The organism is Kitasatospora sp. NPDC054939 (assembly GCF_053610105.1).
This window is the reverse complement of record NZ_JBSGXP010000020.1, coordinates 25,081-43,931: the sequence shown is the minus strand read 5'-3', so window position 1 is coordinate 43,931 and position 18,851 is coordinate 25,081. Positions and strand designations below refer to the sequence as shown.

At 71.0% G+C, this 18,851-nt stretch carries 20 protein-coding genes and 2 pseudogenes; 10 read left to right on the top strand and 12 right to left on the bottom strand.

Annotated elements, in window-relative coordinates:
• Positions 1-44 precede the first annotated feature (44 nt).
• Positions 45-581, bottom strand: a complete 537-nt coding sequence (locus ACWGB8_RS08755; RefSeq protein WP_452211609.1) for a GNAT family N-acetyltransferase — start codon at positions 579-581, stop codon at positions 45-47.
• A gap of 101 nt (positions 582-682) precedes the next feature.
• Complete coding sequence (locus ACWGB8_RS08750; protein ID WP_452211607.1) at positions 683-1,345, bottom strand: maleylpyruvate isomerase family mycothiol-dependent enzyme; 663 nt, start codon at positions 1,343-1,345, stop codon at positions 683-685.
• A gap of 71 nt (positions 1,346-1,416) precedes the next feature.
• On the opposite strand from ACWGB8_RS08750, the gene ACWGB8_RS08745 reads away from it, so the two are divergent.
• Together ACWGB8_RS08745 and ACWGB8_RS08740 are read left to right on the top strand one after the other, a co-directional pair.
• Positions 1,417-2,358 carry a LysR family transcriptional regulator gene (locus tag ACWGB8_RS08745; protein WP_452211606.1) on the top strand — a complete coding sequence of 314 codons (942 nt, stop codon included), beginning with the start codon at positions 1,417-1,419 and terminating at the stop codon, positions 2,356-2,358.
• Positions 2,359-2,477: 119 nt separating this feature from the next.
• On the top strand, positions 2,478-4,688 hold the full coding sequence (locus ACWGB8_RS08740; protein ID WP_452211605.1) for a hypothetical protein: 2,211 nt from the start codon (positions 2,478-2,480) through the stop codon (positions 4,686-4,688).
• 157 nt (positions 4,689-4,845) lie between these two features.
• Here the strand turns inward: ACWGB8_RS08740 and ACWGB8_RS08735 are convergent, their stop codons facing one another.
• Complete coding sequence (locus ACWGB8_RS08735) at positions 4,846-5,697, bottom strand: LysR substrate-binding domain-containing protein (protein ID WP_452211603.1); 852 nt, start codon at positions 5,695-5,697, stop codon at positions 4,846-4,848.
• Between the two features lie 81 nt (positions 5,698-5,778).
• On the opposite strand from ACWGB8_RS08735, the gene ACWGB8_RS08730 reads away from it, so the two are divergent.
• A complete protein-coding gene (locus tag ACWGB8_RS08730) occupies positions 5,779-6,675 on the top strand; it encodes an MBL fold metallo-hydrolase (protein WP_452211601.1) in 897 nt (298 codons plus the stop codon).
• A 75-nt stretch (positions 6,676-6,750) separates the two neighbouring features.
• Here ACWGB8_RS08730 and ACWGB8_RS08725 read toward each other — a convergent pair whose 3' ends face one another.
• The 3 genes from ACWGB8_RS08725 to ACWGB8_RS08715 all read right to left on the bottom strand — a co-directional run bounded on the left by ACWGB8_RS08725 (position 6,751) and on the right by ACWGB8_RS08715 (position 8,819).
• Positions 6,751-7,983 carry a serine hydrolase domain-containing protein gene (locus ACWGB8_RS08725; protein ID WP_452211599.1) on the bottom strand — a complete coding sequence of 411 codons (1,233 nt, stop codon included), beginning with the start codon at positions 7,981-7,983 and terminating at the stop codon, positions 6,751-6,753.
• Positions 7,984-8,097: 114 nt separating this feature from the next.
• On the bottom strand, positions 8,098-8,487 hold the full coding sequence (locus ACWGB8_RS08720; protein ID WP_452211597.1) for a DUF1048 domain-containing protein: 390 nt from the start codon (positions 8,485-8,487) through the stop codon (positions 8,098-8,100).
• A complete protein-coding gene (locus ACWGB8_RS08715; RefSeq protein WP_452211595.1) occupies positions 8,484-8,819 on the bottom strand; it encodes a PadR family transcriptional regulator in 336 nt (111 codons plus the stop codon). The genes ACWGB8_RS08720 and ACWGB8_RS08715 overlap by 4 nt, the downstream gene beginning before the upstream one ends.
• Positions 8,820-9,052: 233 nt before the next feature.
• Here ACWGB8_RS08715 and ACWGB8_RS08710 point away from each other — a divergent pair, with 233 nt between their 5' ends.
• Positions 9,053-9,616, top strand: coding sequence for a hypothetical protein (locus ACWGB8_RS08710; protein WP_452211594.1), 564 nt, complete (start codon positions 9,053-9,055; stop codon positions 9,614-9,616).
• Positions 9,617-9,773: 157 nt separating this feature from the next.
• On the top strand, positions 9,774-10,232 hold the full coding sequence (locus tag ACWGB8_RS08705; protein ID WP_452211592.1) for an NADAR family protein: 459 nt from the start codon (positions 9,774-9,776) through the stop codon (positions 10,230-10,232).
• Between the two features lie 179 nt (positions 10,233-10,411).
• On the opposite strand, the gene ACWGB8_RS08700 is transcribed toward ACWGB8_RS08705, so the two are convergent.
• Positions 10,412-11,200 (bottom strand): hypothetical protein, encoded by a 789-nt coding sequence (locus ACWGB8_RS08700; RefSeq protein ID WP_452211590.1) that lies wholly within the window; start codon positions 11,198-11,200, stop codon positions 10,412-10,414.
• A gap of 307 nt (positions 11,201-11,507) precedes the next feature.
• Between ACWGB8_RS08700 and ACWGB8_RS08695 the strand changes: the two genes are divergently transcribed.
• On the top strand, positions 11,508-11,804 hold the full coding sequence (locus ACWGB8_RS08695) for a hypothetical protein (RefSeq protein ID WP_452211588.1): 297 nt from the start codon (positions 11,508-11,510) through the stop codon (positions 11,802-11,804).
• 188 nt (positions 11,805-11,992) lie between these two features.
• On the opposite strand, the gene ACWGB8_RS08690 is transcribed toward ACWGB8_RS08695, so the two are convergent.
• Positions 11,993-12,709: an SDR family oxidoreductase gene (locus tag ACWGB8_RS08690; protein ID WP_452211587.1), complete on the bottom strand. Its 717-nt coding sequence runs from the start codon at positions 12,707-12,709 to the stop codon at positions 11,993-11,995.
• Positions 12,710-12,851: 142 nt separating this feature from the next.
• Between ACWGB8_RS08690 and ACWGB8_RS08685 the strand changes: the two genes are divergently transcribed.
• Together ACWGB8_RS08685 and ACWGB8_RS08680 are read left to right on the top strand one after the other, a co-directional pair.
• Positions 12,852-13,805, top strand: a complete 954-nt coding sequence (locus ACWGB8_RS08685; RefSeq protein WP_452211586.1) for an AraC family transcriptional regulator — start codon at positions 12,852-12,854, stop codon at positions 13,803-13,805.
• 101 nt (positions 13,806-13,906) lie between these two features.
• Positions 13,907-14,455 (top strand): annotated as a pseudogene (locus ACWGB8_RS08680) (transposase); the annotation flags it as partial.
• Between the two features lie 149 nt (positions 14,456-14,604).
• Here the strand turns inward: ACWGB8_RS08680 and ACWGB8_RS08675 are convergent.
• The gene (locus ACWGB8_RS08675) at positions 14,605-15,156 is read right to left on the bottom strand and encodes a GNAT family N-acetyltransferase (RefSeq protein ID WP_452211584.1); all 552 of its coding nucleotides are present in this window, start codon (positions 15,154-15,156) and stop codon (positions 14,605-14,607) included.
• Positions 15,157-15,497: 341 nt separating this feature from the next.
• Here ACWGB8_RS08675 and ACWGB8_RS08670 point away from each other — a divergent pair.
• Positions 15,498-16,072 (top strand): annotated as a pseudogene (locus tag ACWGB8_RS08670) (transposase); the annotation flags it as partial.
• Positions 16,073-16,197: 125 nt separating this feature from the next.
• Here ACWGB8_RS08670 and ACWGB8_RS08665 read toward each other — a convergent pair.
• Positions 16,198-16,605, bottom strand: coding sequence for a winged helix-turn-helix transcriptional regulator (locus ACWGB8_RS08665; RefSeq protein ID WP_452211582.1), 408 nt, complete (start codon positions 16,603-16,605; stop codon positions 16,198-16,200).
• Between the two features lie 105 nt (positions 16,606-16,710).
• Here ACWGB8_RS08665 and ACWGB8_RS08660 point away from each other — a divergent pair, with 105 nt between their 5' ends.
• The gene (locus ACWGB8_RS08660; RefSeq protein WP_452211580.1) at positions 16,711-17,646 is read left to right on the top strand and encodes an NADP-dependent oxidoreductase; all 936 of its coding nucleotides are present in this window, start codon (positions 16,711-16,713) and stop codon (positions 17,644-17,646) included.
• Positions 17,647-17,715: 69 nt separating this feature from the next.
• Here the strand turns inward: ACWGB8_RS08660 and ACWGB8_RS08655 are convergent, their stop codons facing one another.
• Both ACWGB8_RS08655 and ACWGB8_RS08650 read right to left on the bottom strand, forming a co-directional pair.
• Positions 17,716-17,916 (bottom strand): DUF397 domain-containing protein, encoded by a 201-nt coding sequence (locus tag ACWGB8_RS08655; RefSeq protein WP_452211578.1) that lies wholly within the window; start codon positions 17,914-17,916, stop codon positions 17,716-17,718.
• The gene (locus ACWGB8_RS08650; protein WP_452211576.1) at positions 17,913-18,746 is read right to left on the bottom strand and encodes a helix-turn-helix domain-containing protein; all 834 of its coding nucleotides are present in this window, start codon (positions 18,744-18,746) and stop codon (positions 17,913-17,915) included. The genes ACWGB8_RS08655 and ACWGB8_RS08650 overlap by 4 nt, the downstream gene beginning before the upstream one ends.
• Positions 18,747-18,851 lie beyond the last annotated feature (105 nt).

Below are 18,851 nucleotides of genomic sequence, written 5' to 3'. Positions count from 1 at the left end.
GCCGGCCCGGGCGGACCGGGACCGGCCGACCCGCTGCGCACGGGTCAGGGCTGCGGGGCGGCGAGGTCGTGGGCCCAGGTCTGCAGGATGAGGGGGCGGCCCTTGCCGGGGAACTCCTTCGGCTCGTCGTCGGTGAGACGGAAGCCGAGTGCCCGGGCGACCGCGATGCTGGGGGCGTTGTCGGCCTCGATCATCAGGACCACCCGGGGCAGTTCGAGGACCTCGTGGGCGTACGCGGTCATCAGCCGGGTGGCCCGTGCGGCGAGGCGCTGTCCGCGGTGCGCGGTGCCGACGCCGTAGCCCATGGCGCCGTGGGCGGCGTCGAGGATCACCTCGCCGAGGGCCGCGCGGCCGTCCGTCGTGATCGCGAGGTGGAGCCGGCGGCCGTCGGCGCGCGTACCGCGGATCATCTCCAGGTACGCGCGGGCGGCGTCCAGGTCGAACGGCGAGCTGAGCGGGGTGCGGTCGGCGATGTCGGGTTCGTCGAACAGCTCGACCATGACGGGGAGGTCCTCGTCCTCCCATTCACGGAGGACGAGGCCCTCGCCGGTCAGGCGGACGGGTATGGCGGGCAGCGGCATGAAGTCTCCAGGTCAGTCGCCGAGTTGCCTGCCGAGCCTATCGGGACCGTAAGCGGTCGGACCTGTGGTGGCGAGCCGGAGGGGGCGGCTGCGTGCGCTCGTCAGCCGGCGGTGAAGCGGCTGCTCGGTTCGCCCCGTAGGCGCCCGGGCGGCAGCCTTCGGCCGAAGGCGAGCAGCAGGAGGTCCTGGGCGGCGCCGCGGACGGGGGCGCCGGAGCCGTAGGACCAGTCGAGGTCGTCGGCGCACAGCCGCACCCCGCGCAGGTCGACGCCGAAGAACCTCAGGCCGCGGGGATTGATGCCGGCGAGCAGGATGCGCAGCCGGTCCTCGGGGACCCGTCGGTCGAGCCCGAGGGCGGTGGTGACGTCCAGCCCGTGGACGACGTCGTGGCCGAGGGCGGCCGCGAATCCGCCGACCGGTGGTGTCCACGGGTGGTGGGCGTTGTCCCGCAGGAAGGCGCTGAGCCGGTCGGGGGCGTGGGCGGCGGCGTCCCTGCGGGCGACGCGGTCGGTCATGCGGTGCAGGTTCCCGCCGGCCTTCACCAGTTCGCCCAGCGTCGCGGGCAGGGAAAGCCGGAAGCCCATCGACATGTGGGCGACGACTTCGCGGACCCGCCATCCCCCGCACAGGCTGGGCGCGTTCCATCCGTCGGCCGGCAGGCTGTCGAAGAGGTCGGCCAGCTCCCGGCGTTCGGCGGCGATGGCGGCCCTGATCGCGGCCCGGTCGTCTCCGCGCAGGGCGTCGTTCTCCGTGTCGTTCGGCATGTGATCAAGCGTGCTGGCGGTCGGCGCATAACTCCAATAGAGGATTGTGCTGCCACCTAGCATCGGTGGTTATGGAACTCCGTCAGCTGCGCTACTTCGTCGCGATCGTCGACGAGGGCGGCTTCACCCGTGCAGCCGCCCGTCTGCACCTGGCCCAGCCCGGACTGAGCGCCCAGATCCGGCAGCTCGAAAAGGAGTTGGGCCAGCCGCTCTTCGACCGGTCGCGCCGCACGGTGACCCTGACCGAAACGGGGCGGGCGGTTCTGCCGTTCGCACGGGCGGCGCTGGCCGCCGCGGACGCGGTGCAGCAGACGGCCGACGCGTTCACGGGGCTGCTGCGCGGCCGGGTCTCGCTCGGGCTGGTCTCCGGAGCCACCGGGCGGGCCTTCGACCTCGCCGGGTTGCTCGCCGACTTCCACGACGCCCACCCGGCCTTGGAGATCGCACTCACCGAGGACACCTCGGAGCGCATGCAGGCCGCACTCCTGGCGGGTGAGCTCGACCTCGCCCTCCTCGGTCCGACTGACGAAGTACCCCCGCCGGGTCTGTCCTTCCGAACGGTCATCGACACCCCGCTGGCCGTCGTCGTCGCCGCCGAGGACCCGCTCGTCGGCGACCCGCTCGTCGGCCGGGCCGATCGCGGGAGCGTCCCGCTGGCCGCACTGTGCGACCGGCCGCTGATCTGCCTGCCACGCGGGACCGGCGTCCGCGCGGCGCTCGAACGGGCCTGTGCGCAGGCGGGGTTCCGGCCGCGGGTGGCCTTCGAGGCGGCGGCGCCCGGCCTGCTGGTTCAGCTCGCCGCCCGGGGCCTCGGCGTCGCGGTGCTGCCGATGGGCGAGGACGGCCCGGACCGCGACGGCCGGCTGCGGACGCTGACCGTCGTCGACCCCGGGATCCGCGCCCGCATCGCCCTCGCCTGGCGGACCGCCAGCCCCACGAGTCCCGCGGGCCGGGCCCTGCGCGACGAACTGTGCCGGCGTCTGCCCGAGGTGCCCGCGGCGGTACCCGGCTGACGGCGGTCCGGGTGTTCGGGGAATCGGTGCTCCGCCTGCCGCGGTCCTGCGCCGGTGTGTGCAGGCTGCGGACGGAAACCCGCATGCGGTCGGTCGGACGGTTCTGGGAGCATGTCCGGATGCTCCAGCATCTCGAATCCGCAGTCGTCCGGCACACGCTCCGGCTCCCTGCTCCCGCCGGGCCCACCGGTGGCGTCGGTCAGGGCGGGGACGCCGCGGCGCGACGGTTCGACGCCGCGCTGATGACCGTGGGGTTCAAGCTCTCGGCCGACCTGCTGGAGCACCTGTCGGGGCTGGACGAGGCGACGGTCGTCGACACCGCCGTACGCACCCTGGACACCGTCCGCACGATGGTCGGCGACCACGTCCGGCACAACACCTACTTCATCGACTTCCCCGCCAACGTGCCCGACACGTTCGACTTCTGGATGCGGTGCATCGCCGAGGCGCTCGCCGACGACGGATCGCGCCCGAGCACGCTGGCCCAGCTGCGCACCGGCGTGGTCGACCTGCTGACCCTGCCGACGTACGGGAACTACCGGCACACGTACGCCGAGATGCTCGCCGCGCACGGCGAGCTGATCGCGGCTGCGGGCGACCGCCTGACGGTCCTGCACCTCGGCGGCACCCCGGACGACGAGGTCACCGCCCTGTACCTGGCCCTGGCGGGCAGTACGACGCCGCTCGGCGAGGAGACCCTCCAGGACCTCCGCGCACTCGCCGGGCACTGCGTCCACGGCCCCCAGCCCGAGGCGATCCCGGTGCGGGAGAACCGCGCGGTCGTCAACCTCGTCCGCCTCGACGCCGGCGCCGACCTCCTGCTCGACACCGTCACCGATGTGCTCCGCCTGGCCTGCGCACTGTCGGACGGCGACGTGACCCTCGTGGCACCGACCCGGTTCCGCTCGCTGCCCCGGCCGGTCCGCCGCGCCCTGCTCGCCGGCCTGGACGCGGTGGTCGCGGCTTCCCCCGCCAAGCTCGGCGACGTCGCGGCGCACCGGGAGGCGTTCAAGCGCCTTGGTGAGCGCCTGCACCCGCACGAGTACCCGCGTTGGCCGCACGCCGCCGAGGTGTTCGCCGTCGCCCGGGGCGAGCAGGAGGCCCGGTCGTTCGACAGCCGCGTCGAGGAACTGCTCGCCGCGAACGACGTCACCGGCGCCGCGACGCTGCTCACCGCCGCCCCGGGGAAGCTGTTCCGCGCCCTGGACCGTCTGCTGCGAGCGTGCCGCACCGAGGACGAGCGCGACGCCGTCATGGCCGCGGCCGAGCAGGTCGCCCCGCAGGTCGCCGGCCGGGTCCTGCTGTCGGTCCGCGAGCACGTCCAGAACCGGACGGAGGAGACGGAGGAGGCGGAGGAGTCGGCGGAGCCGACCGGGCGCCGGGTGTTCGTCAACCGTCTCGGCCGCGCCTGGGTCACCACCGACACCCGCCCGCCGCTGCCGGCGACCGAGCACAAGCGCCTGATCGCCGCCCTGGACGCCGAGGTGCGCCGCCGCCTCCCCGAGCCCGGGCACCTGCTGATCGACCCGGACGTCCTCGACGTCGCGCTCCCGCTCAGCGGCCGGGCGACGACCGCCGGGTTCGGCGTGCTGCCCCGCGGCTCGCTCTCCCCGGTCGACGGCGAACTGCTGCGGTTCTTCGTGTACTGGAAGCAGACCGGCAAGGACACCGACTTCGACCTGTCGGCGCTGATGCTGGACGCCTCCTACCGGACCGACTGCTGGCTGTCCTACACCGCGCTCACCCAGGTCGAGGGCGAGCACTCCGGGGACATCACCTCCGCGGCCCGCGGCGCCTCGGAGTTCATCAACCTGCGCCTGGACGCCGTGCGCGGATCCTTCATCGTCCCGCAGGTCAACATCTTCTCGGGGGAGGGCTTCGACGACGTCGAGGAGTCGCTGTTCGGGTTCATGCTGCGCGACGGCGATCAGCAGGGCCGCCCCTTCGAGGCGCGCACCGTGCGCATGAAGTCGGAGCTGCGCGGCCCGGGCCGGGTCGCGCTGCCGTTGGCGTTCCTGCGCGGACCCGACGGCACCTGGCGCGCCAAGTGGCTGCACCTCTACCTGAAGGGCGACCCGACGTCCAACCAGGTCGAGGGGAACAAGGTGTCGGTGGCGACGCTCGTGCGCGGCATCGTCGAGCGCGAGTTCCTGACGGTCCGCTACCTCACCGACCTGATGGGCGGGCGCGCCGCGAGCACCACGCTGTGGGACGGCGGAGCGGTCCCGGACGGCCCGGTCACGTACATCGGCCTGGAGCGCCCGGAGGGGTTGCACCCGGACTCCGTGGTCGTCACCCCGGGAAATCTGCGCGACCTGATCCCCGGCTGACTGCTACCGTAGGGCTCGGGTGAGGCCATGGACGGACTTCCTTCTCCACCTTCCACGATAGTCCGTCCGCTTTCCTCGCCCCTCGACGTGACACACGCCGGGGTGCCGATCGGCACCCCGGCGTCGTCGTCTCCCGCCCCGGCCCCGGTGGGCCGGTTCAGTGGCGGTAGGCGGCTGTCGCGATGCGGACGAACGAGGGGATCAGCGGGTTCGGGTCGTTCTCGTTCCACACCGCCACCACGCGGCTCGGCGCCATGCCGGCCAGCGGCACCGCGACCAGCCCCTCGGGCATGTCGTGTCCGAGCGGGGTCATGCCGACCGTGCCGTTCCAGAGCACGGCCTGCCGGCATTCGTGGACGGCCCGCACCACCGGCCCCTCGCGGAGTTCACCGCCGTTCCAGTACGACCACCACAGCGGGTCGGTGCCGTCCGGGAACCGGAACCAGCGCCGGCCGGCCAGGTCGGCCGGCTCCAGCTGCGCGCGGCGGGCGAGGGGGTCGTCGGCGCGCAGCACCGCGCCGACCGGGTCGGCGCGCAGCCCGTGCACGGTCAGGCCGGTCTCGTCGAACGGGGCGCGGGTGAGGGCGATGTCGACCAGTCCGGCGCGCAGCCCGCAGGTCGGGTCGGTCAGGTCGGTGTCGCGGATGCGGACCTCGATGCCGGGGTGCCTTTCGCGGTAGGCGTTGGCGAGTCGGACGGCGCCCAGGTCGGTGCCGTCGCCGAGGAGGCCGACGGTGAGGGTCGCAGGGCCTGCTTGCGCGGCCACGCGGGCGCGGAGCTGGTCGGCCCGGTCGAGGAGGCCGCGGGCCTCGTCCAGCAGCAGCGCTCCGGCGGGGGTGAGGGTCACGCCGGTGGCAGAGCGGTGCAGCAGGGTGGCGTCGAGGCCGCTCTCCAGCTGCTTGATCGCCCGGCTCAGCGGGGGCTGGCTCATGTGCAGCCGGGCGGCGGCGCGGCCGAAGTGGAGTTCCTCGGCGACCGCGACGAAGTAGCGCAGTGTTCGCAGCTCCATGCTGCGACGATACCCGTGCGGTATCGGGATCCGCCGAATCGGTCTTGGACGGCCGGGCTGCCGGGGCGGTGGAATCGGAGCATGGACTTCGCGCTGCTTCCCGATCCTGCCGTGCACGTCGCCGGCGCCCAGGAGATCGCCCCCGACCTGCTGGTGATCCCGGACCGGGGCATCCCACTGGTCCCCAACATCGGCATCATCGGTGGCAGTCGGGCCGTCCTCGTCGTCGACACGGGCATGGGCACCGCCAACGCCGAGCAGGTCCTCGCCCTGGCGTCCGAGGTGGCCGGGGGGCGCCGGCTGTACCTGACGACGACGCACTTCCACCCCGAGCACGCCTTCGGTGCGCACGTGTTCGACGGCCGGGCCACCTACCTCGCCAACCGCACCCAGGCGGACGACCTGAGGACGAGGGGGCCGGGCTACCTGGAGATGTTCCGCGGTTTCGGCGGGCCGGTCGCCGACCGCCTCGACGCCGGCGTTCGCGTGCCCGTCCCCGAGGTGGTCCACGACGACGGGTACGACCTGGCCCTCGGCGGCCGTACGGTGCGGCTGCGGCCCACCGGCCGGGGCCACACCAGGGGTGACCAGGTGATCGAGGTACCTGACGCGGGTGTGCTGTTCACCGGCGACCTGGCCGAGGCCGGGCAGTTCGCGATCTTTCCCTGGTTCCCGCCGCACGACATCGACGTCTCCGGCGTCGGCTGGCTGGCCGTGATGGAGCGACTGGCGGCCGACGGGCACCGGACGGTGGTTCCCGGTCACGGCACCGTCGGCGGCCCGCAGGTGCTCGCCGACGTCCGCGACTACCTGCGCGAGCTGCGCGACGAGACCTGGCGGCGGCGCGGCTCGGCCATGGGCGAGAGCCAGATCGTGGCCGAGGTGCGGGCGTTGTTGATCGAACGGCACCCGGAGTGGGCCCAACGGGAGTGGATCGAGAAGGGGGTCGGCTGCCTGTGCGCCGAACACCCGGCATGACGCTCCCGAGCCCGCCGGCGTCGTCGTCTCCGGCACCGGTGTCGGCGTCTCCCGCCCCGGCCTCGGCGGGCCGGTTCAGTGGTCGATCGCCTGGTAGAGCGTGGTCCAGAAGTCGTGGATGGCCCGCGCGGAGTCCGGGGTGGACATGCCGGTCTGGGTGAGCAGGAGGCCGACGAGCCCGTTGCCCGGGTCGGCGTAGGCGGTGGTGCCGGTGCCGCCGTCCCAGCCGAACTGGCCGACGGGCGCGAAGTCGCCGCGGTAGGTGCGCACCGCCATCCCGAAGCCCCAACCGCCGTGCTGCCCCTGGCCGTGCGACAGGTGGACGATGCTGCGGGCCCAGGCCTCCAGGGTGGCGCGCTGCGCGGGCGGGAGGCGGTTGGTGGTCATCAGCTCGACCGCGGGCCGGGACAGGATCCGCTCGGTGCCGTGCATCCCGTGGTCGAGCAGCATCCGGAAGTAGGCGTGGTAGTCGTCGACGGTCGAGTCGAGTCCGCCACCGCCCGACGCGAACGCCGGGGGCCGGCTGTGGTGACCGCCTTCGGAGGCGTCGGCGACGGTGAACTCCCCGGTCTGCGGATCGGGGGCGTACAGGGGCGGCAGCCGGTCGATCTTTCCGGCGGGCACGTGGAAGCCGGTGTCCTTCATGCCCAGCGGCTCGAAGATCCGCTCGCGGAGGAACGTCTCGAACGGCCGGCCGCTGACCCGGGCGACGAGCACCCCGAGCACGTCGTCGCTCACGTTGTACAGCCAGCGCTCGCCCGGCTGGTACATCAGCGGGAGCGTGCCGAGGCGGCGCATCCACTCGTCCGGTTCGGGTGCCGGCAGGAGCCAGTCCAGGCCGTAGACCCCGCGCTCGAAGAACGCGCCCATCATCGGGGAGGTCCGGGCGGTCATGTCCAGCCCGAGCCCGAACGTGGAGGTGAGCAGGTCCCGTACGGTGATCGGACGCCGGGCGGGCACGGTGTCGTCCAGCGGGCCGTCGGCGCGCCTGAGCACCTGCCGGTCGGCGAGTTCGGGCAGCCACGGGTCGACCGGGTCGTCCAGCCGCAGCCGGCACTCGTCCAGCAGGACCATCGTCGCGGCAACGGCGACCGGCTTGGTCGTCGAGGCCATGCGGAAGATGGTGTCGCGACGCATCGGTAACCCGCCGTCGTGGCGCATCGTCCCGATCGCTTCGACATGGGTCTCCTCGCCGAGGCCGACCAGGGCGACGAGTCCGGGGATCCGCCCGGACTCGACGTGCCGGGTCAGGACGTCGCGCAGTCGGCGCAGCCCTGCTGCGTCGAGGCCGTTCGTGCGTGGTGCCATGGTGGGTCTCCTCCGGTGTGCGGGGGCTGTACAGGCGTCGTCCGGTGCACGGGGTTCGTGGGTGGGGCCGCGGCGCCCATGGCCGCAGCCATGAGCGCCGGCGCGGTGTCACGGTCAGGCCGGTTCGGCGGACCTTGCGGGGCCCTCCCCGGCGGCGCGCGCGATGTCGTCGGCCAGCCGCTTGCGGGCGCGGGCGGGGACGTAGCCGCCGTCCGAGTAGTTCTGGGCGAACGCCTCGACGAACTCCACCGGGTCCTCGCCGACGATCGCGCGGATCGGCGTTCCGTCCGCCGCGGCCTGCTCGAACAGGTCGGCGAGGTCCTCGAACATCGCCGCACTGTCGGCGGCGTCGGTCGGCACGAAGTGCATCAGGTGCCGCTCGACCGCCTCGACGGCGTCGCGGTAGCCGGCCGGCAGCTGCTTCGCGCGCGCCCTGTAGGCCCGCCAGGCCAGCTTCGGCCCGATCACCTTCGAGAGGATGCCGGGCTTCTCGCGGTCGGTCATGGTTGGTCGCCCCCTTCGCGGAGCTGTTCCAGTCGTTCCGTGAGGAAGCTCCAGGTCCTCCAGAACTCTTCGAGGTACTCGCGGCCCTGCGCGTTGAGGGAGTACACCTTGCGGGGCGGCCCCTTCTCGGACGGGACCTTCTCCACGTCGACGAGGGCGCGCTTCTCCATGCGGACGAGCAGCGCGTAGACCGTCCCCTCGGCGAGGTCGGAGAATCCCTCCTCCCGCAGTCGCGCAGTGATCTCGTAGCCGTACGCGGACCGGCCGGCCAAGGACGCGAGGACGATGCCCTCCAGCGTGCCCTTGAGCATCTCCGTCAGCAGCTTGGCCATCGAAACACCCTCCCCCCTGAGGTATTCAGTGTTGCTGAGTACTGGTACACCGTAACGCTGACTACCGGTACTTAGCAAGGCCGAGTAGTGGCGGCGTGCCGGGCGTGGCGGCCGGAACGCTGTTGCCTCGTACTCGGTGCACTCGGTGTGCTGCTCGACTCGTCGGCGTATCGCGAGCGGATCGGTAGGGTCTGGTCGAGACAGGCGTGGCGCCGGTGCTGGGGAGGGTCGTCGTGGTGGTGGGGTCGCGGGCCGGATTCGGTTTGGAGTTCCACGTCGACCGGGACCCGGGGCTGCTGTGCGTCGACGTCTTCGTCGGCGGACTCCATGTGAACACGTGGGACAACGCGTTCTACCCGCCGCTGTTGGTCAAGAAGCTCACGGACGAACTCGGCCGCTTCCGCACGCCGACCGCGCCGCCGGTGGGCTTCGTCACGCCGTTCGAGGCGTTCCGCCTTGCCGAGGACTGGATGCGCGACGACGCCGGTACGGGAACGGCAGCCGAGGCCGGGGCGGAGTTCGCGAGGTGCCGGTTCCTGGATTGGGGCGAGTGCACCGATGGCGTGCTGGCGTTCGCCTTCCCCGACGGGGACCGGCTCCACCTCGCCTGTCGGGTGCACGGTGACGACGGTCCGCAGGCGTCAGCGGTCGTATCGGTGAGCCGGACGTCGTTCGTCGAGACGCTGGAGCACGGCCTCGTCGCCGCCGAACGGGAGTGGTCGGCCCGGCTCGCCGCCATGAAGGCCCGCAGTGGCACCTGTGACGGCGGGGACGCGTCCAGCGCGCGTTCCCTCTGATGCCGTGACCGGCAACGTCCGAACGTCCGCCGGGGTGGCAGGGCCGACACCCGAAGCGGCGGATGAGTCGAAGGCGGTGAGGTGCGGGCGAAACCGGTTGCGGGTGCGGCCCGGCGCCTGAGACCGTGCGGGTTCCCGCAACTGCGACGAGGCCTGGATGACGATCTACTTCTACGGCGCGGACGAAGTCCCTTACGGCTGCTTCTCCAACTTCTCTGCGCACGGCCTGGAACTCGACGGGCACCTGTGGCCGACCTCGGAACACTACTTCCAGGCCCAGAAGTTCATCGGCACCCGCCATGCCGACCTCATCCGTCGAGCCCGCACGCCGCTGCGTGCCGCCGAGTTGGGACGTGACCCGTCCAAACCGCTGCGGCGGGACTGGGAGCGTGTCAAGGACGACGTGATGCGACGTGCTGTGGCGGCCAAGTTCCGGGCACATGCGGACATCCGCGGCATCCTGCTGTCCACCGCCGACGAGGAGATCGTCGAGGACACCGGCACCGACCACTACTGGGGCCGCGGAAGGACCGGGACCGGCAGGAACATGCTCGGCCGGATCCTGATGCGCACCCGCAACCAGCTTCGCGCCGAAGGGCACGGTCGCTTCGGGTAGCGACCGGCAGCGCCGGGGACGTCATGCCCGTGCCGGGCGATGGGGCGGTCGGGCTGCAGCGGCGCCGGAGCGTCCGCCCCGGCCCAAGTAGGCGGCCAGCGCGTGGTCCGGGCCGTGTGGTGCCCGGCCACCACACCGGTGGTCGCCTGACCCGGCACCGATCAGCCCGCGGACCGCCGTCACGTCCTCGTCCTCGTCCTCGTGCCGAACTCGGGGCGGACCGGCCGTCCCACCCGCAGCGGAAGAGGACTGTGCAGCCCGGCCACGTACCGCCGGTACGCCCGCGCCTCGGCCGAGGTGCCCTCGACGACGTCATGACGGTCGGGGAACACCACGTTCCCCGCGTTCAGCGCACCGGTGTTCGCCCCGAACAGGTTGCCCTGCAGGCGGCCGGTCACCAGCCGGTGCCGGCTCCAGGGAATCAACCTGGACCGGCCGGCCACCACCGGGCCGCGGTTGACCTGGAACCACACCTCGCGCTCGTTGCCGAACAGCACGACGCTCTCCCGGAGATCACGCACGTCGGTGTACACGTCGAAGGCCCAGTCGCCCGGCGCACCCGACGAGGCGTAGTGCTCACGGAAGTGGTGCAGGAACCGGGGCAGGTCGACAGCCGCGCCGAACGGGATCACCGCGTCGGCATAGGGCTCACCGGCGACGAAGTAGATCCTGAACTCCAGGCCGTACAGCCGCCCGCGGACCTTCCTCCTGATGCACAGGGAGAACGTGTCCGCGTCGTCGTGGTTCCAGCGGTCCGCGTCACGGACGTGCGCACGCAGGTGCTCGAACGACAGCGTCTCCCGATCGACCAGCAGGCCGGGGATCCGGTCGACCGAGCCGTGCAGCAGGTAGCGGCACATCAGGTCCACCGGATGCGTGTCGTGCGCCATCCGCGTGAAGAACCCCTCGGTAAAGCCGTCCCGCACGGGTCCCTCCAGTCTTCGCGCCCTCCGCCCTGCGGCGGGCATGGGGCAAAGCTAGACGAGAGGTTCGGGTGCTGCGGAACGAGGTCCGGGATCCCGTGCTGTCACGGCCCCGCGGGGCCGACCACGGTCAATATTCAGCGGCGGCCCCGGCCGGTGCCTGGCAGGATCGCATCCATGACGATGACGATTCTCCCCAGGGGCGATGGCGCGTAGGTCGCCGGGCGCCCTGCGCGCCCAGACGCGGTCCACTCGGGGCCCGTCCCGACGGTTCAGCCGGGTTCCGGGCCTGCGGCGAGGTGCGCAGGCCGCCGTCAGACGTCTGGAGGCGCAGCGGTTCCGGCCCGGCCAGGTGAGCGATGCGCTCGGCCTGTACGAGAGGTTTCTGCGCCGGCCCGGTCGGTGGCTCTACGTGCGACGGACGGACTGCCCGTGCTGCGACGTCGTCACTGGTCGGGACGAGTTGCAGGCCGTGATCGAGGCGCTGCCGACGAGCGCCCGCCGGGAACTGAGCCGGGTCGTGGCCAGGCTCGACGCGGAGTTCGAGCGACGTACGCTGCCGGATCCGCACGCGTCCGAGCGGCTGTGCAGCGGGTGGTTCGACCCGCCCCGTCGGTCGTGGTGGCACCTGCGGTTGGACAAGCCGTAGGCGCCACCGTGCGGCGGAGCCGGCGCGCTGGGCACGCCGGCTCCGTCTCACCTTCGCCGCGGGGTTCCTCGATTCCGGGGCACTCTTCGGTACTTCGGTGTGACGTCGCGATCTGCCCGCCGGAGGGGGAAGATCCGCCGCCTGTAGTGGCCGCGACGTGCCGAAGCCCGGTGGCGGTGGCGCCTGTGTCACACCAGTGCCGCGCCGCCGTCTATCGCGAGCGTGGTGCCGGTGACGTAGGCGTTGGCCAGGACGAAGAGATAGGCCGACGCGGCTTCCTCGGCAGTGCCGACACGCCGTGTGAGCAGCTCGGACCCGGCGTCCTGGAGGAAAGCCTCCGGGTCCGGGACACTGCCGTCCCACAGCTCGGTGCGGATCACGCCGGGCTGGATCACGTTGACGCGCAGCGGGGCGAGTTCGACGGCCAGTGCCCGGGTCAGGGCCTCGATGCCGCCGGTGATACCTGCCGCGAGCGCGGTTCCGGACAGGGGGCGGATCGCGAGGACGCCGGAGCTGAAAGTGATCGAGCCGCCCTCGCGCAGTCGCGGTGCAGCGTACTTGGCGGAGAGGAACGCGCCCCAGAACCGGCGCTCGAAGACGGCCCTGGCCTCCTGCGGGGTGGTGTCGACCAACGGCTTGATCAGCAGGGACTCGCCCGCGGTGTAGACGAGGTGGTCGAACTCCCCGACCTGCTCGAAGAACCCGGCGATGGCGCCGCCGTCGGCGACGTCCAGGCGGCGGCCCTCGGCCGACGCGCCCAACCGCTTCACCGCGGCGTCCACGCGGTCCTGGTTGCTGGAGGCGACCACGACGTCCGCGCCGACCGCCGCGGCCTGTCGGGCTACCGCGAAGCCGATGCCGGAGGTTCCACCGATGACCACGATCTTCTTGCCGGCCAGTGACATGGGATCCGCTCCTTCGTCGACGCGGCGCCGGGGCTCGGCACCGCCACGGCACGAACGTACGGCCCCGCATCGAGACGGTGAATGACTGATAGTCTCGATTCCCTGTCATATCGTCTCGCCGTGCAGGCGCTACCGTGGTGCCATGGACATCCTGAGCGACACCCTCGAAGTCCTGCGCACGGGACGCCCGATGGTGACCCGCACCGACGCGCACGCCCCGTGGGCCCTGACGTTCCAGCCCGTCTCAGGAGCCGGATTCCACGTGGTCGTGGAAGGGCACTGCCACCTGCTGCCACCGCACGGCCGACCGCTCGCGCTCGGCCCCGGCGACATCGTGTTCCTGCGACGCGGCAGCGGACACACCCTGTGCGACGTGCCGGACCGCGATCCGGTGGACTTCGCACCGGAGCGCGTGGACCGGTCCTCGCCGATCGGCCAGGTCACCGTGGACGGACCGGGGCCGCGCACGGTGCTGGTGTGCGGCGCGTACGCGATCGACGTCGACCGCCCGCATCCGCTGTTCAGCGACCTACCGGAGGTCATCCACCTCCCCGCGGTCCCCGGCCGCCACCCGGTCCTGCGCTCGGCCGTCGACCAGCTGTGCGCCGAGTTCCACGCGCCCCAGCCGGGCTCGGACGCGGTCGTCACGGCGCTCATCGATCTGCTGCTGCTGTACATCCTCCGGTCGTGGTACGCCGACCTACCCAAGGTGCGGACCGGGGGTTGGGCGGCCGCGCTGACCGACCCGGCAGTCGCCCCGGCCCTGAAGGCGATCCACGACGACCCCGGCCACCCCTGGACCGTCGAGTCCCTGGGCACCCGCGCCGGACTGTCCCGCGCGGCGTTCGCCCGCCGCTTCGCCTCGGTGGTCGGCGAGCCGCCACTGACCTACCTGACCAACTGGCGGATGGCCACCGCGGCCCGGCTGCTGCACCAGTCGCCCACCCCGCTCAGCACCATCGCACAGCACACGGGCTACACATCGGAGTTCGCCTTCGCCAAAGCCTTCAAACGACACTTCGGGACCCCGCCGGGCGCCTACCGCAAGCAGGCCAGGACGACAGTCGACGCAGCAGACGGACACGACCGACCGTGAGTGGACGTTAAGTCCTCTTCTCTCGGCTCGTGGTCGCTGGTTCCTGTGAACGTCGGTCGTACTGGCGTGCCAGTCGGGGTTCGGGTGATGTTCTGTGGCACATGGACAGGCGGGCGTATCCGAGCGACTTGTCGGACCAGCAGTGGGCGTTGATCGAGCCGATGATCAAGGCCTGGAAGCAGGACCGGGTGGCGCGATCGGCGACCGGGGATCCGGGGTCCTGTGATCTGCGGGAGATCGTGAACGCGGCCTTCTACCAGAACCGGACGGGCTGTCAGTGGCGCTACCTGTCCCGTGACCTGCCGTCCTGGTCGGCGGTGTCCTATTACTTCGGCCTGTGGCGCCAGGACGGGCTCGACCAGCGGATCCAGGAACTCCTGCGCTGCCAGGTGAGGGAGAGGGCCCGCCGATGAGAGGACCCGTCCCCCGTGATCATCGACACCCAGTCCGTCCGAGCGGCCGCCGGTGGTCCGAAGACCACGACGGGACTGGACGCGAACAAGAAGGTGTCGGGCCGCAAGCGGGGACTGGCTGCCGACGTCATGGGGCTGATCATCGGCGTCGTCGTCCTGGCCGCCTCCGCCCACGACAACGCCGCCCTCACCGCCCTGCTCGACCAGGCCGCCGAACGGTGCGGGATGCGTCTGGAGCCTCGGACGCCTCACCCGCCAAGGCTTCCCCACCCAACCCGGACGAGGCCGCTACCAGAAACGGACTTAACATCCACCTGTTTCCCTCACCCCAGCCCGCGGTCATGGCGATGCCGGTGAACCCATGGAAGGGCACATCGAAGGACTGCTCAGCCGCCCAGGCCCTGCCACTCCGGTGCCAGCACCGACCAGACCTCGGCGTCGTGGCGGACGCCCCGGTAGAGGTAGGTTTCGCGCAGGACGCCTTCAAAGGTCATGCCGAGCCTCTTGGCGACGTTGATGCTGGGTGTGTTCTTCGGCGACGCCACCCACTGCACACGGTGGATGCCGCGTTCGTTGAATGCCCAGTCGATGATGTGCCGTACCGCACGTCCGACCAGGCCCCGGCCTGTGGCGGCAGGCTCCAGCCAGCAGCCTGCCTCGCAGATGCCGGCGGCAGCGTCGAATTTCGGGAAGGACACGCCACCCACGAGGGTGCCGTCGAGCCAGATTCCGTACAGTCGGCCAGTGTCGGTGGCGGCCTTGTCGGCGTAAAGCTGGAGATAGCTGCGGGCGGAGTCGAGGTCTGAGGCGAGATCGGGCAGCTCCATGTGCTGACCGACGAAGTCCCGGCCTCGGTCCATATGCGCCAGGAACTCCTGGGCCCGCCACGGCTCCAAAGGCTGCAGCTCGGCCCCCTCCCCCAGAGAAATCGCGAACATAGCCGTCCTTCGAAGTGCGCGAATCCGACCGTTGGATCTTCGCACGCACGCCCGCCCGCCCGCTACGGACGGCGGTGGAGCTTGCCACGACCAGATCGCGCACCTCACCGCCGCCCTAGCGTCACCCGCAGCCGCCTCGAACGCCTCACCCGCCGAGGCTTCCTCGCCCGAACCGGACGGGGCCGCTATCAGAGGCGGACTCAACGTCCTCTGAGCTTGTTGTCTAACCTCGGGGGTCACCCGACCTGCTGAGATCTCCGGGATCCGGCAGCATGAGGGGCGGCCCGTTCTCCACGCTTCGAGATGTCGAGTAACGAAGCTTGAAGGAACGGCCGCTGCCTATGAGTCTCCCAGTCGATGCGCCCGCAGGCGTGGCATTGGCGCTGTTGTCCCGCTTTCGGGCCGAGTTCTACGAGAGTCTGTACGCCCGCGCGGATGCGCTCTTCGATCTCACCGACGCGGTGTTGTGCGCGGACGGGCCGGTGAAGGCCCTGGTCAAGCTCAGTCTCACGGCCGAGCACAGGCGCGGTCACGGCGCCCTGTATGCCGCCCTTGACCAGGGCTGGCTGGAGCCGACCCGGCTACGTCACACACTGGCCGGCCTGCCCCTGCCCCTGCCGAAGACGGCCGACGGGAGGATCGTCCTCGCGGTCGACGTGAGCAACTGGCTCCGCCCCGACGCCCCGACGCCCCGACCAGCGACGACAGGCTGTTCTGCCACGTCTACGGGCGCGGCAACCGCAGCAGTGATCAGCTCGTGCCCGGCCGGCCGTACTCCTTCGTCGCCGCCCTGGAGTCCGGCCGCACCTCCTGGTGCGCATTGTCGGACACCGTGCGTCTGAGTCAGACGGACGAAGCCACGGCGGTTACCGCCGCCCAACTGCGCGACGTCGTAGGCCGGTTGATCCGGTTCGGGCCGCGCCGATTCCATCAAGGAACACCAAAGCCGCCGACGATAAACGCCAAGCTGAGAGCCGGGACAACACCGCAGCGGAGCGCGCACCGGGGGTCGCCGACGAACCCCGGCCCCGCCGCACCGGATCACGAGGAGACCGGCTGCGGCTCCTGCGCGGCCTTCGCGTCATGCACGAGGCGGGCAGCCTCGATCTCGCTGAGGTGCTGCTGCGACCAGTCGCCGATGCCCAGCGCCAAGGCGGCTGCGCCGCGGCCGAGTTCGGTCAGGGAGTACTCGACGCGCGGCGGAACGGTCGGGTAGAGCTCGCGCAGGACCAGGCCGTCGCGTTCCAGGGAGCGCAGCGTCTGGGTGAGCATCTTCTGTGTGACGGTCCCGAGTTGGCGCCGCATCTCGTTGAAGCGCATCGGTCCGCCGTGTCGCGCCAGCAGCGCGAGGACGAAGAAGACCCACTTGTTGGCGAGCAGTTCGATGACGGTGCGGGCCGGGCAGTCGGCGCGGTAGAACTTCGTCTCGTTCGGGCGGGCAGTATCCATGAGGTACCTGGATACCCAAGAAGTGCCTACTTCACAAGGGATACCGCCCCTCAGCAGGATGGTCGACAGATCCCACCGCCCGACATCACCTGCGAGGAGCGACCCATGCGCGCCATCCGATACGACTCCTTCGGCGGCCCCGACGTCCTGCGGCTCGTCGAACTGGAGCGCCCCGTGCCCGGACCCGGCGAGGTGCTGGTGCGCATCCGCGCGGCCGGCGTCAACCCGGTCGACTGGAAGCTGCGCCGCAACATCCTGAACATCTGGGGCAACCCACCGATGGTCCCGGGCGTTGATCTGTCGGGTGAGATTGCGGAGTTGGGCCCCGGGGTGACCGGGTTCCGGGTCGGCGACGAGGTGTTCGCGGCACTCTTCGGGGCGAACGGCACCTACGCCGAGTACGCGGTCGTGCCGACCGAATCACTGGCCCTGAAGCCGGCGGCGATCGACCACGTGACGGCCGCCGCCCTGCCCGTTGCCGGACTCACCGCCTGGCAGTCGGTGATCGCCGAGGCAGGGTTGCAGCCCGGACAGCGGGTCCTCGTGCACGCGGCAGCCGGGGGAGTCGGCCACCTCGCCGTACAGTTCGCCAAGGTGCACGGCGCGTACGTGATCGGGACGGCGAGTGCGGCCAACCACGACCTGGTACGGGAGTTCGGCGCCGACGAGCTGATCGACTACAGCGAGGCGGACTTCGCCCAGGTGGTGCGGAACGTCGACGTGGTGCTCGACCCGATGGGCGACGACTACGGCCCGCGCTCGCTGGAGGTGCTGCGGCCGGGCGGCATCCTGGTCGCCATCGACGGCACCGGGACGGAACTGCGGGTGACGCCGGAGGCCGCGGCGGACCGGGGCCTGCGCTACAAGGCGTTCTACATGAGCCCGTCGGGCACGGACCTCGGGAAGGTCGGCGAGCTGGTCGCGAGCGGAGCGGCACGGGTGGAACTCGCCGAGGTCCTGCCGCTGGAGGAAGCGGCCCGGGCGCACGAGCTGAGCGAGGGAGGGCGAGTGCGGGGGAAGATCGTCCTGACGGTTGCGTAGGGACTGCCGAGTGGAGTCGAGCAGGCCGTGCCGCCCTGATGGTCAGGGCGGCACGGCCCGTTGTGCAACTCAGAGAACGTCGAACTCGCCTGCACGGACGGCGGTGACGAAGGACTGCCACGCGCCGCCGGAGAACGCCAGGACCGGTCCGCCCGGGTCCTTGGAATCGCGAACCGGAGCCACCCCGGGGAGGTCGATGGCGACCTCGATGCACTGACCGCTATCGGCGCTGTAGCTGCTCTTTCGCCAACTCGCGTGTTCGAGCGTCATGCTGACAGGTCCTTCCGGGCTTCACGGATCATGTCCAGAGACACGGACCGCATCGGGGCTTCAACCTGTAGCCGATCGTATCGCCTGCGCCAAGTTGCGACGGTGGCGCGATCCCGCTCCAGAAAGCCTCGGTTCGGGATCTCGGCGTATCCGAGCTGGGTGTCGTCGGGCATCGTCAGCAAGGTCACGGCGGACTGGAAAGGCCGCGTGCTCATTGCGAACGGAACCACCTGCACGAACACGTTGCGCCGTCCGGCGAGGTCTTCCAGGTGTTGAAGCTGATCCGACATGATGGCGCTGCCTCCGAGCGTCCACCTGATCGCACTCTCGATCATGACGATATACATCAGAGGCCGATTGGGGCGGTCGAGCTGCTGCTGTCTGGCGAGCCGGAAGTTCAGCCTCTCCTCTGCCTGATCAGTGGTGATCTCGCCGCGGTCGACGACCTCGGCAAGTTCTGCTTCGGCATAGGCGCGAGTCTGCAGCAATCCGGGCACGATACCGACCTCGTAGAGTCTTATCTCCTTGGCCTTGGCCTCAAGGACGGAGAACTCGGTGAACCCCTCGGCGAGACCGGCACTGTTCGAGGCCTGCTGCCACATCAGGGCCAGTGTCCCGCGGGTGCCCAGCGCGGAATCCGCGGCGCGGGCAAAGTTGAGCGAAACCTGCTTCGTGGCAAGTTCGGCGACGCAGACCGTAGAAGGGTTGCACCCGATGCGCTTTGCGAGCATCGCCTGCGTGAGCCCCTGCTCCTCGCGTGACCTGCGGAGTTGCACGCCGAAGGGAGCCCAACGACCTGATGTTGGGTCAATCTCCTTGCGGTTGACCATGGCTGCTCCAACTTGGATGGCCCGAAGGACAAGTCCAGATTCACTTCCGATGGTAGCCATCTCGGGTTCAGCATGGACACAGAACGTGAAACTCCGACTTCGGAG

Bases quoted from the DNA above. Each gene is read 5' to 3' on its own strand.
- ACWGB8_RS08755 (WP_452211609.1), bottom strand. From the start codon at position 581: ATGCCGCTGCCCGCCATACCCGTCCGCCTGACCGGCGAGGGCCTCGTC.
- ACWGB8_RS08750 (WP_452211607.1), bottom strand. From the start codon at position 1,345: ATGCCGAACGACACGGAGAACGACGCCCTGCGCGGAGACGACCGGGCC.
- ACWGB8_RS08745 (WP_452211606.1), top strand. From the start codon at position 1,417: ATGGAACTCCGTCAGCTGCGCTACTTCGTCGCGATCGTCGACGAGGGC.
- ACWGB8_RS08740 (WP_452211605.1), top strand. From the start codon at position 2,478: ATGCTCCAGCATCTCGAATCCGCAGTCGTCCGGCACACGCTCCGGCTC.
- ACWGB8_RS08735 (WP_452211603.1), bottom strand. From the start codon at position 5,697: ATGGAGCTGCGAACACTGCGCTACTTCGTCGCGGTCGCCGAGGAACTC.
- ACWGB8_RS08730 (WP_452211601.1), top strand. From the start codon at position 5,779: ATGGACTTCGCGCTGCTTCCCGATCCTGCCGTGCACGTCGCCGGCGCC.
- ACWGB8_RS08725 (WP_452211599.1), bottom strand. From the start codon at position 7,983: ATGGCACCACGCACGAACGGCCTCGACGCAGCAGGGCTGCGCCGACTG.
- ACWGB8_RS08720 (WP_452211597.1), bottom strand. From the start codon at position 8,487: ATGACCGACCGCGAGAAGCCCGGCATCCTCTCGAAGGTGATCGGGCCG.
- ACWGB8_RS08715 (WP_452211595.1), bottom strand. From the start codon at position 8,819: ATGGCCAAGCTGCTGACGGAGATGCTCAAGGGCACGCTGGAGGGCATC.
- ACWGB8_RS08705 (WP_452211592.1), top strand. From the start codon at position 9,774: ATGACGATCTACTTCTACGGCGCGGACGAAGTCCCTTACGGCTGCTTC.
- ACWGB8_RS08700 (WP_452211590.1), bottom strand. From the start codon at position 11,200: ATGCCCGCCGCAGGGCGGAGGGCGCGAAGACTGGAGGGACCCGTGCGG.
- ACWGB8_RS08690 (WP_452211587.1), bottom strand. From the start codon at position 12,709: ATGTCACTGGCCGGCAAGAAGATCGTGGTCATCGGTGGAACCTCCGGC.
- ACWGB8_RS08685 (WP_452211586.1), top strand. From the start codon at position 12,852: ATGGACATCCTGAGCGACACCCTCGAAGTCCTGCGCACGGGACGCCCG.
- ACWGB8_RS08675 (WP_452211584.1), bottom strand. From the start codon at position 15,156: ATGTTCGCGATTTCTCTGGGGGAGGGGGCCGAGCTGCAGCCTTTGGAG.
- ACWGB8_RS08665 (WP_452211582.1), bottom strand. From the start codon at position 16,605: ATGGATACTGCCCGCCCGAACGAGACGAAGTTCTACCGCGCCGACTGC.
- ACWGB8_RS08660 (WP_452211580.1), top strand. From the start codon at position 16,711: ATGCGCGCCATCCGATACGACTCCTTCGGCGGCCCCGACGTCCTGCGG.
- ACWGB8_RS08655 (WP_452211578.1), bottom strand. From the start codon at position 17,916: ATGACGCTCGAACACGCGAGTTGGCGAAAGAGCAGCTACAGCGCCGAT.
- ACWGB8_RS08650 (WP_452211576.1), bottom strand. From the start codon at position 18,746: ATGGTCAACCGCAAGGAGATTGACCCAACATCAGGTCGTTGGGCTCCC.